Origin of the sequence: Paenibacillus glycanilyticus NBRC 16618, from assembly GCF_004000805.1 — a bacterium.
Taxonomy (GTDB): Bacteria; Bacillota; Bacilli; order Paenibacillales; family Paenibacillaceae; genus Pristimantibacillus; species Pristimantibacillus glycanilyticus.
This window is the reverse complement of sequence record NZ_BILY01000037.1, coordinates 45,914-62,421: the sequence shown is the minus strand read 5'-3', so window position 1 is coordinate 62,421 and position 16,508 is coordinate 45,914. Positions and strand designations below refer to the sequence as shown.

Genomic DNA, 16,508 nt, shown 5'->3' with positions numbered 1-16,508 from the left:
ACAACGTTAGGTAGATGAGGTTGATCCTGTTAGCGGGGGAGGAATGGCGATGAGCCGCTTGGAGGATATGAGCGAGGTTCTTCGCGGTATGTGCGAAGGCGAGGTTGAAGCCTTTGACCGGTTTTATGCCCGATATGCACCGCTTGTCATGCAAGTTGCGCTGCGTATGCTGGGAGAACGGATGGAGGCTGAGGATGTTTGCCACGATGTGTTTCTTGAAGTACTGAGGCGGGGGAAGGATTATAATCCCGGGCGCGGATCGATAGAGGCGTGGCTGGCGGTGATGACCAGGAGCCGCTGTCTGGACCGTCTGCGCAGAGCCAAACGGATCGCCGAGAAGGGAAAGCAGCTTGGGCAAGACGCCGCTAGCAGCAGAAGCCCGGAGGAGATTGCCCTGCGGCATTTGGAGCTGGAGGAATTAAGCGAAGCGCTTAAGAAGCTGCCTCGCAATCAAAGGGATGCTGTCGCATACAGCTATTACAGCCCGCATACGCAGAAGGAGTTGTCAGATGCCTGGAACGTTCCGCTTGGCACCGTGAAGTCCTGGGTGAGATACGGATTAAACAATATGCGGAAGCATCTGGAGCGAAGGGAAAGCGACCGGAATACCGGAGTAGAGGAGGGACGGAGATGAGCGGAAGGCCGGAAGAATGCAGAGTCGGATTTAGCGAAGAACAATGGATTGACTGGCTGCTCGGGAAGCTGCCTGGCGTGCTTTACGCCGAGATGGCTGATCATTTAAATAAATGCTTTGCCTGCAGAGAAAAAGCATCGGAATGGCAGTCTATTCTTGCGCCTGCCGCCGCACATGAAGGAGTCTCCGAAGCCGCGGAAGACACGCTTCCGCCGGACCGGATCCGCAGGAGCTTGAGATCGCATGTTCGTCGGCGCGGTATAATGAAACGGCTTCGGACCGGCTGGACGTCCCGCAGCAAATGGACGGCTGCGCTAGTCTCCGGTATCATCGTAGTCGTCTGTGCTGCCTCGCTCTACGGAAGCATCCGGCAGCCGGTTGATCAACGCAATGATTACGTCGCCGCGCACGAGCCGGAAGCATTGGACTTTATAAACGCGCCCGAGACGGCCGGCTATAAAGTCCATCCGTTTAACAACGAACTTGGGGAAGGGTATATCTGGTTTAACAGCGACTCCGGCGAAATGCTGGTGCTGCTGGACGGCATGTTGTCGAGCCGCGATTACGACATCCAGGCATGGGCGCTGGAAGGCGGCAGCCGCGTCAATCTGGGTTTGCTCGAGCAGTCGGAGAAGAAGCATGCGCATCTTTATGTGAAAGCCGGGGCATTGGTAAACGCAAGCCAGCTTGCGCTTACGATCGAACCATCCGGCGGCAGCGTGGAGCCAACCTCGCCGGATGCATTCTTGTTTAAGATGGGGCATTAGCATCGGAATCGAGTAATAGCTGCTCCATCTTGGAGACGGTCTGTTCATCAGCCGGGAGGTTAACGGTGACGGTAAAGTGGGGGGAGTCCGATACGATAAAGGAAATCTGGTTAAACTCGAGAGTTCCGGCTTTCGGATGATAATTGATTTTTCTCCCTTCCGGTCCGTTCAGCACATCATGCTGCGGCCACCATTCCCGGAATTCGTCGCTTGTTCGCTGCAGCTCGTCAATCATCTCCAGCCACCAGGCGTCGCCCGGGAATTTGGCGTAACCGGCACGGAATTGGGCAAGCCTGTGCCGCGCATGCTTCTCCCAATTCTCCTTCAGGAGCTCCCGGACGCCGGGCAAATGGAAAGAACGCCATATGGTGTTGCGTTCCCGTTCCGACATGGATTCGAAGGGGCCGTATAGGAGATTTGCGGCTTTATTCCATGCTCGGATAATCAGTCGTTGATCGGTTATAAAGGCCGGACTTGTGCCTTGCTTATCCAGGAAGCTTTGCAAATTGCCGCCGATCCCGTTCTCGTCCAAGGACGGGTCAGCCGGAACCTGCTGAATCGCCAGCAGGAACAAATGCTTCCGTTCGTCGGCATCCAGCTGGAGCGCGCGGCTGATGCAATCCAGTACTTGAGCGGACACCTGTATCGGCCGGGCTTGCTCCAGCCATGTATACCAGTCCACGCTTACGCCTGACAGCATAGCTACTTCCCCGCGTCTTAGCCCGGGTGTCCGCCTTCGCCCGCTGGCCGGCAATCCGGCTTGCTCCGGAGACAGGCGGGCTCTCCGCGTCTTCAGAAACTGCGCAAGCTCATTTAATCTTACCGAGTCATCCATGCTTCAGAACCTTCTTCCTTTTTCCCGTTATGAACTGCTTATTCAAATCCTATCGTAGGAGAAAAACTCCTAGGATAAGCTCTCCTCTTAATCTCTTATCGAATTCATTATACACTCTATGGGAATTCGACATGAAGAGTAAGGTAGGGGAAAAGATAATGGAGAAAGCTTTGCAACAAGTATCAGGCAGAAGCCGGCTTCTGCTGCTCGGACTATCGCTTGGCTATTTTATGGTGCTGCTGGATATGACCGTCGTAAGCGTTGCTCTTCCGGCCATCCACGAGGATCTCCGGGGAGGGCTCATTGATCTTCAATGGGTCGTGAATGCTTATACGATCGTATTTGCAGGGTGTTTGCTGTCCATGGGAGTATTCGCAGACCGATTGGGGGCGAAACGGGTTTATATCGGCGGTCTCATCCTGTTCTTTGCCGCTTCGGCTGCATCGGCAATCGTATCGACTACAAGTGCGCTTATCGCTTTGCGGGCTGTTCTTGGGATCGGAGGAGCGGCTCTGCTGCCGGCCTCGTTAACCTTATTGTCCCATAGCTACCCCGTGCCTGGAGAACGGGCCAAGGCTCTAGGAATATGGACGGCCGTTACGGGAGCGGCGATGGCGGCAGGGCCTGTGGTTGGAGGAATACTCGTGGATTCTTTTGGCTGGCGGAGCATTTTTCTGCTCAATGTACCGATTGCCGCAATAAGTCTGCTTCTGACTTGCATGCAGGCAGAAGAGACTCCTCGATCCGCGCAAAAAAGCTTTGACGCAGGCGGACAGATAACCGCTTTGGCGGCCATAGCCGCGTTATCCTTCAGTTTAATGGAGGGACAGGACTACGGCTGGGACTCTCCCGTCATTTTGGGAACGGTTGGTTTGGCGGCCTTGTGTATCATCCTGTTTGTCGTTATTGAAGCCAAAGGGCAGGCTCCGCTATTTCCTTTAAGCTTGTTCAAGAACAGTACCGTTTCCACGGGGCTGATAGCCGGAATGGTCATTAACGTAGGATTGTCCGGGGTGCTGTTTGCATGGCCTTTATACTTCCAGCAGAGCAAAGGATTATCGGCTCATGCGGCCGGCCTGTCCCTCCTCCCGATGATGCTGCCGCTGGCCTTTAATCCGATTCTGACCGGGCGGATCGTCAGCCGGATTGGAGCCCGGAAGCCTATGGCGGCAGGATTCGGCCTTGGAGCAGCAGGAACGCTGATTCCGGCATGGACCCATTCCGGCACAAGCTATGCATGGACTTTTATTGGCTTGCTGTTAATAGGCTGTGGAGTTTCTCTTGTCATTCCTTCGCTGATGGCGGCGGTGATGGCCTCCGTAGCGAGGGGACAGACCGGCGCGGTTTCCGGGGCGATTAACGCAAGCCGCCAACTGGGATCGGTTCTTGGCGTTGCCTTGGTTGGAGCGGTGCTAAACAGCAGCGAGTCGTTTCAATCCGGCATGCAGGTTTCTTTTATCCTGATTGCGATATTGCTACTCGGGGGTTCCGTTCTGACCCTTGCCGTGTTCGGCAAGAGGAGATAAGCTGCCTATCGGCTGGCAAGCATCATAATATAACACCTAATATTCCCAATAATACACCTCGTCCTGTAAACCCTTACATTCTAAGATGGGAGATGCAACTAATCCTTGACGAGACTTAAGGGGGAGTACGAATGGCACGAAGCAAGGCGATGCTGTCCGCATTAATGGCGCTGCTGCTGCTATTGACGGCGTTTCCGGTATATGCGGCGGACAATGGCAGCAACGAAGCGGTTGCCGCGGTTGGCAGCGGGTCAGACAGCTATGTGCGGATCAAGAACAAATGGAAAAGCAATTATTTGTATGAGGGCTCGGACGGCGTTGTCCGTTATGGCTTTACGGCGATGGACAACGAGAGCTCCCATTGGCTGATTGAAGACAGCGGCGGGGTGAAGCGGATCAAGAATCGCGCGACCGGCCATTACATCACGATGGAGGATACGAATCAGCGGCGTGATCCTCTCTACAGCCGGAGCATTGCAACGAGCACAACTGCTGATCAATGGATCCTTGCGGATTCCAGCCGGGCCGGTTATGTCATTATTAAGAATGCCGGCGACCCGTCCGCGAACCTGGTTATTCACCAGGAGGACCAGCTAGGATTCGCGGAAGTGAGCGGCGATATCAATATCACGTTCGAAAGCCCGCAATGGGCGCTGGAGCCGGTTGATCCGGCAGGCGTTCCGGTACGAATCGTTAACCAGTTCAAGGCCGGGCAATATTTGTACGAGGATAAAGACGGCTTTGTCAAATTTGGCGCTGCCGGCGGTATTACCGATCCCGTAACCCATTGGTATATGGAAACGGTTGAGGCTAAAGAGGACGGAAGCTCGGTCATCCGCTTGAGGAACCGCGCGACCGGGCATTACATTACGCAAGGCGATGAAGGCTGGATGCAGCTTAAAGCAATCGCGCAAGACGGCACGAAAAGCGAATGGACGATGGCGGCAGCATCAAGCGCTGGCTTCGTTACTTTTACTAACGTATTTGCGGCACAAGGAGAAACTCCGTTAAATTACGTGCTGAATACCCAGTTCCCGGATGATACCAATGTCCGTGCCAATGACTGGGCTCAGCCGGCATGGGGAAGCGCGCAATGGCGGATCGATATGGCGGCGGATGTTCAGCCCGTCCGGATAGCAAGCTATTCCGACGATCCTGCGGGAGCTTCTTATTTGTACGAGAACAACGGCGTTGTGCAATACGGAGCATTGGACAGCTCGAATGCCGGCAGTTACCTCTATCAATGGATCATGGAGGACTTTGACGGCAAGACGCTTATCCGCAACGTGGCAACCGGCCATTATATCCGAGGCGGGTCGGCTCAGCCGACGGATCCTCTGACAGCGGATAAGCCGGAAGCTATCGAGGCTTCTTATGAGTGGACGCTTGCCTCCTCCAAAATCTACGACGATTATAAGACGATTCAAAGCGCAAGCGGGGCTAATGTCTATCTGCATAATGCGGATGCAACGGGATCTGCCCAGGCAGGCACGGTGGATCCGGATACGAATCCGGCGCAATGGCTGCTAGCCGATCCATCGACGGCAACGGACGGGTCTCCGCAGTTTGTGCGAATGATGAATGAATGGCAATCCATGTATTTGTACGAGGATTCCCAGGGCAATTTGAAATACGGCAATATCCGCGAGGACGATCAGCGCGATCAATGGGTCATTGAGAGGTTCCAGGGCCGTAAGCGGATCAAGAACCGTGCAACCAACCATTATATCAATCTGCAAAATGTAACGGACGGTCATATCAAAGTATCCGACGTGGAGGATGACTGGAGAAGCGCCGTTTGGGTCATCGAGGATAAAGGCGGAGGCTCCAGGCTTATTCATAGCGTTCTGGACGCAAACGACGCAGAGGGCTCACAAAAATACATCAACTTGCAGAACCTGACTAAATATGCCGAGTACGGCATTATTAATCCGAACTGGGGCAGCCCGCGCTGGCGCTTTATCAATGTGCCGGAAGCCGCGCCAAGCAATCTTCGGATCAAGAGCAAGTTGACCGGCGGTTATCTGTACGAAGTGACGGAAGCAGGGGCGGATCTAGGCAAATTGAAATTTGCCGACGTTCCTGAATCCGATACCTCGTCGATCTGGTTCCCGGAAGATGCGGGCGACGGGGTTGGATCGGTAAGGCTCAAAAACCTCGCAACCGGCCATTACGTTTCGATGGAGGGCGTCGGCGGTTCGGTCGAGCAGGACGCGCCGGACTTTAAGCTGGTAGCGGAAAGCATCTACCCGCAATGGGGCAGCGCCAAGTGGTATCTGCAGGAGAGCGTTAATGAAGGCTACGTGAATATAAAAAGCGCTTGGGCCGGCCACTTCGTCTATGAGGCGAGCGGAGACGATGCGGGATATGCGAAAGTAAGCAAGCTTGTTGCCGGCAATGATGAAGGGCAGTTCGCGGCGGAAGCGGTTGAAGTGCCGGAAGCGCCTTTGCCAGCCGTTCCCGTCCGGATCAAAAATGCGGCAACCGGCCAATTCCTTTACGAGAATCACGGCGGTGTCGTATTGTACGGCAATGTGGAGGCAGATAACGGCTATTCGCATTGGCTGCTTGAAGAAGATAACGGATCGTACCGCATCCGCAATCGCGTAACCGGTCATTACGTCTCGGTAGACGATAATTACCGGTACATCACGAGCGGAGCATTGGAAGCAGCTGCGGCAAAAGCGGATTGGTCCATCGAGCCGCAAGGCACGACCTATTTGATCCGCAGCTTATACGGCAGCTTTGAAGATGAATACATCAATGTGCAAAATAGTGCGGGCTACGCGGAACGCGGCTTGTTCCCGGCATCCTACGGGACGCTGCAATGGAGCTTTGACAACGCGCCCGTTGACTATACAACGCCGGTCATGGGCGATGAACGGAACGAAGTAACCGGCACTCCGATTTTTAACGATACCCGTTACATCACCATAACGGCCGGCGGCAAAAATCTCGCGGAATCAAACGGCACGGCGGTTGTAACGGCAAGCTCCGGTGCTGGTAATACAAGCGCGGAATGGCTGCTGCAGGACTACAACGGCCGCAAATTGATTAAGAACCGTGCAACGGGCAAGCTGCTGTCGCTGGACCTTTCTCTCAAGGACAGTGCGGCCGTAACGGATGCCGAGCAGTGGGTTTTGGAAGAACGCCTGGGGCATTTTGGCCTGATTAATGCGGCAGATAAGAACGGAGCCTTGCTTGTAGAAGGCAGCGGGCTGCAGTACGGCGAAGCGGCTTCTCCTGCCGTGTGGAGCTTTACTCCGGTGCATGACAAGGTTGTTTACGAAGCGGAGAACGCCTTCCACAGTCAAAGCATCTCCGCGGCAGCTTTATCGGAAGGCTATACGGGCACGGGTTATCTAGCGGGCTTGAGAAATAAAGACGACCTGATCCGCTTTGTTGTTAACGCGGAAGAAGCAGGTGCTTACGAGGCTTCCATCCGTTACCTGGGAAGTCAATCCGGTACCCTGAAAGTAACGGTTAACGGTATTCCGTCTGCTGACGTAAACCTCCCTGCGGGTTCGAGCTGGAAGAACGCCGAGTTGTCGCTTGATCTTCGCGCAGGCGTAAATACGGTTACGGTACAGGGAGCATCAGGCAGCGGCGGCTATTCCATTGATTCGCTTTCCATTAATCAAGCGGTGAATCTGGCTTATCGCGGAGCGACCGTTCCTTACGTCACTTACGAAGCTGAGCATGCGGCTACCAATGCCGCGCTGATTGGACCATCCCGAGTATACCGCGACATAGCCTCCGAAGCATCGGGCAGACAGGCGGTTTCGCTTAACGAGAACGGCGATTATGTAGAGTTTACTCTAGCCCAGCCGGCCAACTCGATTGTCTTGCGTTATGCGATTCCGGACAGCGCAGACGGAAGCGGCCTGCAGGAAACGCTAGGTCTTTACGTAAACGGCGAATTTAAGCAAAAGCTGAACCTGACTTCGAAATATGCTTGGGAATACGGCAGCTATCCGTGGTCCAATGATCCGAAGCAGGGCAGCGCTCATCGCTTCTTCGACGAGATTCATGCGCTGATCGGCGACGTGCCTGCGGGAGCAACGATCCGGTTGGAAAAAGACGCGGACAGCACGGCGGATTACTACGTAATCGATTTGGCCGACATGGAGCAGGTTGCGGATCCTTTGACGATGCCGGACGGCTTCCTGTCCGTTGCGGATTACGGCGCCACCGCTGATGACGGCGCGGATGATACGGCAGCCTTTAACGACGCTATGGCAGCAGCCAAAGCCGCAGGCAAAGGCGTCTGGTTCCCGGCGGGTACCTTTGAGCTTCGCAGCAGCCTGCTGCATGTCAGCGACGTGACGATCCGCGGTGCGGGCATGTGGTATACCACGCTTCTAGGAGCTAGATTTATCGGCGATGGCGGACATACCGAGGTGTATGATCTGCTCGTTGACGGCGACTTGAATGTGCGTGATGACGAAGCAAGCACGCATGGCTTCGAAGGCGAATTCGGCCCAGGCTCCGTTATCCAGAACGTATGGATTGAGCATGCCAAGACGGGTCTCTGGCTGACGCGTCTGAAAGGAGGCACCGGCTACACGGACAGCTTGCATATGGTTGGTCTCCGAATGCGCAATCTGATGGCGGACGGCATTAACTTCTGTGTTGGAACGAGCAATAGCATGCTGGAGCAAAGCGACATCCGTTATCCGGGTGACGACGGCATTGCGATGTGGTCGGCGGAAGGCGTAGCCAGCGTAAATAATACGGCTCGCTTTAACACCGTATCTCTTCCTTGGCTGGCGGATAATATGGTTATTTTCGGCGGCAAAGACAACAAGCTGACCGACAATATCGCGAAAGACACCATTACTAACGGTGCGGGCGTGGCCGTATCGACACGATTCAATCCTGTGCCGTTCAGCGGTACAACGGTGGTTGAGCGCAATACGCTGATTCGCACGGGCAGCTTCGATACCGGCTACGGCGTGAATCTTGGCGCGATCTGGGTATTTGCAAGCGAGAAGGATCTGAAAGGTACCGTATATATCCGGAATAACACGGCGCTCGACAGCACGTATGCCGGACTCCTTGTTCATGGCGATTTTAACGTGAGCGGCGTCTCCATCGAAAATACGGTTATCGATGGTACAGGTACAAACGGGGTAGAGGTTACTCCTAACGTAAAAGGCTCCGTTAACGCGGATAACATCATCGTTCGCGGCGAACGAATCTCCGTTTTGAACGATTCGAATCCGGGCTTTGCGTTTGAGGAGCAGAACGAGGGCTTCGCAAGCTTAATGAAACCTTTCCGGTTCACGGTAGGAAATGACCGCATCGGACCATTCGAGATGGAGAAAAGAGCCTCGGAAGCGGTTCACGTCTATAACCGCAGCGGGGAAGACGTGACGGGAGAAGCGGTTATAACAACGGATAATAGCAACATTGCTTACCTGGAAAACGGGCAATTAGTGGCGGGACGTCCAGGGTATGCCCAAATCTCCGTCACTTATAACGGCGCCAAGCGAGTATTTACGCTTCAAGTGACAGGCGTGGAAGACAGCGGCACAGGTACAAATCCGGGTAACACTGGCCATGCAGACAGTAACGGAACGGATGTCATTACGGCAGTGTCGAAGCCGGAAGACAATGACCTTGCCTTGAAAAACAGAGTAAACGACGGACATTCCATCGTAACGTTCGATATTAGTGCTTCAGCGGCAGCTGGCAAAGCGGCTTTTACGGTAAAAACATTGCTGGAGCTGGCTGGCTCCAAGCCGGATACGGTCTTGGTTGTGAAGAACCAGCAGGGAAGCTTCACGTTCCCGCTGAAGCAGCTAGCCCAGATCCTAAAGGCTAACGGGATTACAGATACGGCTAACGCGATATGGACGTTCTCGATCCAATCGCCTGCGGCAGATCTGACAGCCCAGCTGAATAAGGATGCGGCAGATCAAGGCGTAACGACGGTTGGCTCTGCGCTCGACTTCAGCATCACGGTTCAAACCGGCGCGCAAACGGTTGTTATTGCTAGCTTTGGCGGCGTTTACGTGGAAAGAGCCATTACGGTAGAAGGCGTGCAAGAAGCAGGCCAATTAACCGTATTGGTCTACGATCCGGCAACGGGTATGTTTAGTTCGGTACCTGCCCTTATCACGGTGAAGGACGGCAAGACCGTTGTGACCATTAAAAGCATGGGCAACAGTGTTTATACCGCAGCAAAGCTTGAACGTACCTTTACGGATACGGACGGTCACTGGGCTAAAGCGGACATTGCTCTACTAGCCGGCAAAGGCATTCTGAATGGCGTATCCGCAGGCAGGTTTGAACCGGAACGCGCGGTAACCCGCGCCGAGTTCGCCGCAATGCTGGTTCGCGCGTTAGGCATTCGCCAGATTGGCGAGGCACGTGCCTTCAAGGATGTTCCGGCTGGCAGCTGGTATGAGGAGACGGTGAAGCTCGCATCGGGTGCAGGCATCATTAATGGCTATTCGGACGGAACCTTCCGTCCGAATAATAAGGTATCCCGCGAAGAAATGGCCATGATGGCCGTCAAGGCCATGGAGCTGGCGACAAGCAGCAAGCTTGTTGCAGCAGACTTGAATTACAAGGATGCAGGTAAAATCTCCAATTGGGCTTCCGATGCCGTAGGCAAAGCGACTGGTGCAGGTTTATTAAAAGGCATGCCGGACGGTTCCTTTGCACCGGCAGGCAGCGTAACCCGCGCCGAAGCGGCAACGCTTCTGAAGCGTTTGCTGGTAGCGGCAGGATTGTTGAACGGATAATTCAATGAGCAAAAAAGCGACTGTGCTGACACGCACGGTCGCTTTTTGTTATAGTTGCAGGTACTAAAGGTGTTGCCAGAAGAAGGGAAATAGCGGCCTGCAAGGAACTTTTCTTAAAGGTGGGTGAAATCGTTTCAATAACAGTAATGCTGCTAGAAAAGGAGGAAACATCATGGAATACGGATTTTTATTGCGAATTGTTTTGGCGGGCGCGTGTGGGGCACTTATCGGATATGAACGAAAGAGCAGGATGAAGGAGGCAGGCATCCGAACGCATTTCGTAGTAGCAGCCGGAGCGGCGCTGATGATGTTAATCTCTAAATACGGTTTTCAAGACATGATTGGAAAAGGCGATATTGCGCTGGATCCGTCGCGTATTGCGGCTCAAGTGGTCAGCGGCGTGGGCTTTCTGGGAGCGGGAATGATCTTTATGCAACGTCAAACGATTAAAGGGTTGACTACGGCTGCAGGTATATGGTTAACTGCGGGCATAGGCATGGCGATTGGCGCAAACCTTTACATTGTGGGAATCGGCACAACGCTTCTTATTCTTGCCGCGCAAAAGCTGCTGCATAGCAAGATTAATTGGCTGGCAGCGCCAAGGACGGAGCAATTATCGCTCCGTTTACGCAACGAGCCGGATGCTCTGAACTATATTTTAGAGTTTCTCAAAGAGAGAAATATCTCGATTTTACATTACCATACGGAAAAGCTTGAAGACTCTTCTGAGCTTGCACTGGACATTACCGTAAAGCTGCCGACAAACTTCGAAATCGAAAAAATGCTTCCACTAATTCAAGAAGTATCTTATGTAACCGTTGTTGAGATTCAATAGTTTTTTACATAAAGGAGAAGGAGAAATAAATATGACCCAAGACGAGATTTTTATGAGAGAAGCGATCAAGCTTTCCAAGCTAGCCGTAGAGAATGGCAATGAACCTTTTGGAGCGGTATTAGTCAAAGACGGAGAAATCGTATATTCCAACGAGAACCAGATTTATTCGGCAACGGATCCAACGTTCCATGCGGAAGCAGGCTTGCTGCGGAGTTTTTGCGCAGAAACGCAAATAACCGATTTGCGGGAATACACCATGTATTCCAGCTGCGAGCCTTGTTTTATGTGCAGCGGGGCTATGGTATGGACGCAGCTCGGGCGTCTGGTATACGCGGCTAGCGATATGGATTTATGCGGCCTTTTGAATGAGAAGGGAAGTCAATGCTCGGAGATCGTCTTTGAACATTCGCATCATAAACCCGAGGTCCTTGGGGGCGTATTAAGAGAGGAAAGCTTGAGCGTATTAGCCGACTATTTCTCGCAGCATGCCAAAGGGTAACCCATATTCACTTATAAAAAAACCTGCTCAGCAGCTTCAAAAGCCGTAAGCAGGTTTTTTCGATTTAAAGAAACGCGGTTACTTCACGGAGACGCGAATGGAGGCTGTTTTACCGCCGAAGGCCGCTTTGATTGTTGCGCTGCCTTTGCGTACGGCTGTAATTTTGCCGTCCTTAACGGTTGCGATGGACGTGTTGGAGGAAGTCCATGTTGCGCTGCTCGTCGCGTTCACCGGGTTTCCTGTATAGTAGATGGCTTGCACGCTGATCGTCAGAGTGTCGCCCGCCGACATCTGCGCGGATTTACTGGAGAGCTGCAGCGATTTCAGCTTTGGCGTAACCGAAACGGGAACTTCGACCGTTTTGCCTTGGTATTTGCCCGTTACTTTTGTAGTTCCGACATCAATCGCCTTAACGGAGGATGAACCGTTTACCGTGGCAACATTTTCGTTCGCAGTAACCCAGTTCATTTTGGTACCGATGGAAACCTTTTTGCCGTCCTTGTAATATCCCGTGACTTTAACAGCCTTGGATCGTCCCGGATTCAGCTCAAGCTTCGTTGGCTCCACAACCATCTTTACGATTTCGTCTTCGATCTTAATGCGAACCGAGACGGATTTGCTCAGATAACTGCCTGTTAAGGTTACGTTTGACGCTTCAAGACCTTTTAACGTCTTTTCCAGCAAAACGATATTGTCGGACGTCGTATTCCATTCGATTGCTTCGGAAATATCGGCTTCCGTACCATCCTCGTAAACGACCTTAACGTTTGGAAGATTCGTTTCTTTGCCCAAAATAATACTCATGTCTTTAGCTTCGGCTAAGAGCTTGATAGGCTTCAAATGCACAACAAGCTTTACCGTGGCCTTCAGATCCTGCACGGTTCCCGTGAAGGTCGTCTCGCCAAGCTGCTTGGCTGTCCAGACGCCATCCTTAAGCTCGGCAATTTCATCGTCCGCAACGGTCCATTTCACCAGCTTCGAGACATCAACGCTGGAGCCGTCGAATGTGGTTGCCGTTACTTTCGGAAGCTCGCCTTCGATCCCTTTATAGCCGTCGATTGACGTTTTTTCAGCTTTCAGCTTAGTAATGCTCGGGTATACCGTCACATCGATACTGCGGCTAACGCCTCGGTAGGCCACGGTAATCTTGGTCGTGCCAACCGCTTTCGGAATGACTTTGCCTTGATCCACGGTAGCGATAGTAATATCGGAAGACGTCCATGTGCCTACCGTTGTGATGTCCGAAGTGACGTTCGAATTGCTAAGCACCTCTGCTTTGATCTGAAGAGGAGCGTCCTGCAATTGCATATGGAATTCCTTCTCCGGAGCAATCTTGATGGACTGGTAAGGCGTACGGACGACAACCGTCAGCGTATCGGATACTCCTAGATAGGAGACTGTGACGGTTGTTTTGCCTGCGCTGACGGCAGAGAGGACGCCTTTGTTCACCGTAAGGATCTTGGTGTTAGCGCTTGTCCATTTGGCGTCGCTTGTTACATCCGAGGCTTCATCGGATTTCAGTACGGCGTCTGCTTCCAGCTTGTAATCATCGCCGCCAATTTCAAGCTCCAACAGATCGTTAGCCGCTTCCGGAGTAATTGTGATTGATTTGTAAGGCGACGAGATCGTCAGTTTAATAGAGTCCGACTTGCCTTTGTATTTCGCCGTGATCGTAACCGTGCCGGCACCAACAAGCGTGATGCGGCCATCATCGACGGTAGCGATGGACGAACTGGAGGTAGTCCACGTCGCATCGTCGGTAACGTTCTCGCCGTCTCCGTCAAGCGTAAAGACAAGCGATTGCCCAAGAAGCACATCGGTTAAGGCAGCGGGAGCTGCTTGTCCGTTTTGCATAATGGTAACCTGGTTGTATACGTAATCCGAAGTCGCTTTGATCGATAAGGAGAACCCTTTATAGGTAGCGGTGATGGTGGCTGTACCTTTTCCAATACCGCTTAACACGCCTTTATCAACTTTGACTATAGAGCTGTTGGATGATTTCCAAGTTACCTCGGTCGTTACGTCTTTTTTGGATGTTGCGCCAGAAATGGATGCAAGCACGGTAAGGTCAACAGTGCCGTCTTCGACGTACATTTCCAGCGATGATGTGCTTGGATTGTAATCCGACTCCGCGTAGCTCCACTCGATGCCTGTCACGGTATCCGTCGTCGCCGCCTGCGCGACTCCATCAAGACTAGTCATGACAAGCGTCATGGCAAGTACGGCTGCGAGCCAGCCACGGACCAGCTTGAACGACAGAATTCCTCTGATGTTTTCCTTCACTAATTCCCTTCCCTTTCCTTGGAAAATGTTTCTTGCTCTCTTTTGTTAACGGTATTGGAGAGGAAAAAATAAACCCTAACCGTTAAATTTACTATATATAAACATAAAGAAGAAACCGATGGCCGGCTTCTGCCTTATGGAGAACTGAATATGCACACAGAAATATTTGGTATTTTGCTATAAGTCTCTTAACGAAAAGTGAGTAACTTTAGTTGCAGGAATATGGAAACATTTTGATTGTTGACTCGTTAAAGTGAAAATCCGTCAGCTATTCTTACCTGGAAGGCAGGATTAGTTTTCCGCTTTCCGAATACTACGTAATAGAACAATAAGTGAATGAATGAGGTGGTAGTAGTTTGCCGTTATTCAATAAATTACAAGCTGTTTTCATAGATAGAGACGGGACGATTGGAGGTACGGATGAAGTAACCTATCCAGGTGCATTTCAATTATTCTCTTATACAAAAGAGTCTCTGGATACGCTCAAAAACGCCGGAGTACGAATATACTCGTTTACGAATCAACCTGGAATATCGCGTGGAGAGGGTTCGATTACGGATTTTCGGAACGAACTTTATTCTTTTGGTTTTGATGAAGTATACATATGCCCGCATCAACATGTAGAAGGGTGTTCATGCCGAAAACCTTCACCCGGATTACTTATTCAGGCGGCGCGAGAATATGGTCTGGAGCTGGGGAATTGCGCTGTAATTGGCGATAGGTGGACAGACATGATTGCTGCCCATAGAGCAGGATGCGTGAAAGTATTAGTGACAACAGGCTCCGGTGAAAAGGATTTATCGAAATTTCAATCCAACCAATTTTTTGGAGAATGGCTTGAAGCAACCCCCGACTATGTGGCTGAAAATCTATTAGATGCTGTTAACTGGCTGTTAAAATAAAGGATCAATTAATGGAGATTGGAGGAGGTCTGATTTGAAATTAGAAGTTTTATCATTGGATAGATCTCATATTCCAGATGTGAAATTTTTATTAGCCGGTTACTTGAATTCCTCCTCTAACGGGATAGATGAAATCGAACCCTCACCGGAATTGCTCGAACAATGTGATCAAATCCTGATCAGGCTTCTTCATGACGACTCTGCCTTTTGTTTTGTGGCAACGCAAGAACATGAATTCCTTGGTTTCATCGTCCTTTCATGGAGTTTTTCAATCAGCAAAGGCTATCCCGTATTGCGTATTGAAGCTTTATATACATCATCCAAGCATAGAAAAAAAGGTGTAGGCAAGAGACTTTTACAATACGCTATTGATTTAGCCGCATCCAAAAATGCAGCACGACTGCAGCTCGAAACAGATGAAGATAATGCACCAGCTCGTGCTTTATATAATCAACTTGGATTTACGTTAATCCAAGGCAAGGATGTGTACATGTCTTTTTTCTGAAGCCCATCCTGCAGAAGTTGAACTGGAACTGTCGGATGCTAGCAACATACTCCTGTTATTCTAAAGAGGAAGGGAGGTCATAGCGAAATATGCTGGAGCATTTAAACGGAGCGTTAGACTATATCGAACAAAATCTTGAAAACGAGATTGATGAGCAAGAGATCGCAAAGCGTGCTTTTTGTTCCGTGTATCACTTTAAGCGAATGTTTGCTTATTTGGCAGGTATACCGCTACAAGAATATATCCGTCGCAGACGTCTGACGCATGCGGCGCTGGATTTGCAGGACAAAACCGTTAAAGTAATCGACATCGCTGTAAAATACGGTTACCATTCGCCGGACTCTTTTACGCGGGCCTTTCACAATCTACATGGCATCACGCCAACGGAAGCGAGAATGACTAACCGCTCATTAACCTCATATCCTCCAATGACCTTCCGAATATCGATAGGAGGCAGTGAGCCAATGAGATACCGAATCGAGCAAAAGGAAGCATTGCAGCTAATTGGAGTAAGTAACCGGGTTGTGGCAATTGATCATGGGGAACACCCAGGCGTAGAGCAGGTATGGAAGTCCACGGATAATAAAACGTATACCCGGCTTAGGTCGTTAAATAATGTTGAACCATTCGGGATCGTGCATGTGAGTTTCTCGGAAGGGGTACGCATACAACGTGAGTTTGATTATTACATGGCGGTTGCTTCCACTGAACAATGCCCAGAGAACTTGTCTCATTTGATTGTACCGGCTATGACTTGGGTTATATTTGAGGTAAAGGTTCCTTGGGAGAAGGAAAAGTGGCATCGTATTTACGGAGAATGGTTTCCTTCCTCCGGCTACGAGCAAGCTGAAGGGCCAATGATTCAGGTAGGGCCAGACATAGAGGTGGGCTTGGAGAAACAGGTATTTACCGAAGAAATAGATGTAGAGATATGGATACCGATCGTTAAAATCAGCTAAAAGGAGCAATC

11 protein-coding genes are annotated in these 16,508 nt (G+C 51.4%); 9 read left to right on the top strand and 2 right to left on the bottom strand.

The genetic code is table 11. From position 1 onward, the window contains the following. Positions 1-49 precede the first annotated feature (49 nt). Positions 50-634: a sigma-70 family RNA polymerase sigma factor gene (locus PGL01S_RS24155; protein WP_127497171.1), complete on the top strand. Its 585-nt coding sequence runs from the start codon at positions 50-52 to the stop codon at positions 632-634. Continuing rightward, a complete protein-coding gene (locus PGL01S_RS24150; protein ID WP_127497169.1) occupies positions 631-1,401 on the top strand; it encodes an anti-sigma factor in 771 nt (256 codons plus the stop codon). The genes PGL01S_RS24155 and PGL01S_RS24150 overlap by 4 nt, the downstream gene beginning before the upstream one ends. Here PGL01S_RS24150 and PGL01S_RS24145 read toward each other — a convergent pair. Next, on the bottom strand, positions 1,385-2,236 hold the full coding sequence (locus tag PGL01S_RS24145; protein ID WP_127497167.1) for a helix-turn-helix transcriptional regulator: 852 nt from the start codon (positions 2,234-2,236) through the stop codon (positions 1,385-1,387). The genes PGL01S_RS24150 and PGL01S_RS24145 overlap by 17 nt on opposite strands. A gap of 158 nt (positions 2,237-2,394) precedes the next feature. Between PGL01S_RS24145 and PGL01S_RS24140 the strand changes: the two genes are divergently transcribed. From PGL01S_RS24140 to PGL01S_RS24125, 4 genes are all read left to right on the top strand, one after another. Further along, complete coding sequence (locus PGL01S_RS24140) at positions 2,395-3,762, top strand: MFS transporter (protein WP_244935730.1); 1,368 nt, start codon at positions 2,395-2,397, stop codon at positions 3,760-3,762. A 131-nt stretch (positions 3,763-3,893) separates the two neighbouring features. Further along, a complete protein-coding gene (locus PGL01S_RS24135) occupies positions 3,894-10,514 on the top strand; it encodes an S-layer homology domain-containing protein (RefSeq protein WP_127497164.1) in 6,621 nt (2,206 codons plus the stop codon). A gap of 172 nt (positions 10,515-10,686) precedes the next feature. Beyond that, positions 10,687-11,349, top strand: a complete 663-nt coding sequence (locus tag PGL01S_RS24130) for an MgtC/SapB family protein (protein WP_174806597.1) — start codon at positions 10,687-10,689, stop codon at positions 11,347-11,349. 31 nt (positions 11,350-11,380) lie between these two features. Continuing rightward, positions 11,381-11,848, top strand: coding sequence for a nucleoside deaminase (locus tag PGL01S_RS24125; RefSeq protein WP_127497160.1), 468 nt, complete (start codon positions 11,381-11,383; stop codon positions 11,846-11,848). Between the two features lie 78 nt (positions 11,849-11,926). Here the strand turns inward: PGL01S_RS24125 and PGL01S_RS24120 are convergent, their stop codons facing one another. Continuing rightward, positions 11,927-14,131 carry an Ig-like domain-containing protein gene (locus PGL01S_RS24120; protein ID WP_127497158.1) on the bottom strand — a complete coding sequence of 735 codons (2,205 nt, stop codon included), beginning with the start codon at positions 14,129-14,131 and terminating at the stop codon, positions 11,927-11,929. A 356-nt stretch (positions 14,132-14,487) separates the two neighbouring features. On the opposite strand from PGL01S_RS24120, the gene PGL01S_RS24115 reads away from it, so the two are divergent. From PGL01S_RS24115 to PGL01S_RS24105, 3 genes are all read left to right on the top strand, one after another. Continuing rightward, a complete protein-coding gene (locus PGL01S_RS24115) occupies positions 14,488-15,033 on the top strand; it encodes an HAD-IIIA family hydrolase (protein ID WP_127497156.1) in 546 nt (181 codons plus the stop codon). 34 nt (positions 15,034-15,067) lie between these two features. Further along, positions 15,068-15,538 (top strand): GNAT family N-acetyltransferase, encoded by a 471-nt coding sequence (locus tag PGL01S_RS24110; RefSeq protein WP_127497154.1) that lies wholly within the window; start codon positions 15,068-15,070, stop codon positions 15,536-15,538. Positions 15,539-15,627: 89 nt separating this feature from the next. After that, complete coding sequence (locus PGL01S_RS24105; protein WP_127497152.1) at positions 15,628-16,497, top strand: AraC family transcriptional regulator; 870 nt, start codon at positions 15,628-15,630, stop codon at positions 16,495-16,497. Positions 16,498-16,508 lie beyond the last annotated feature (11 nt).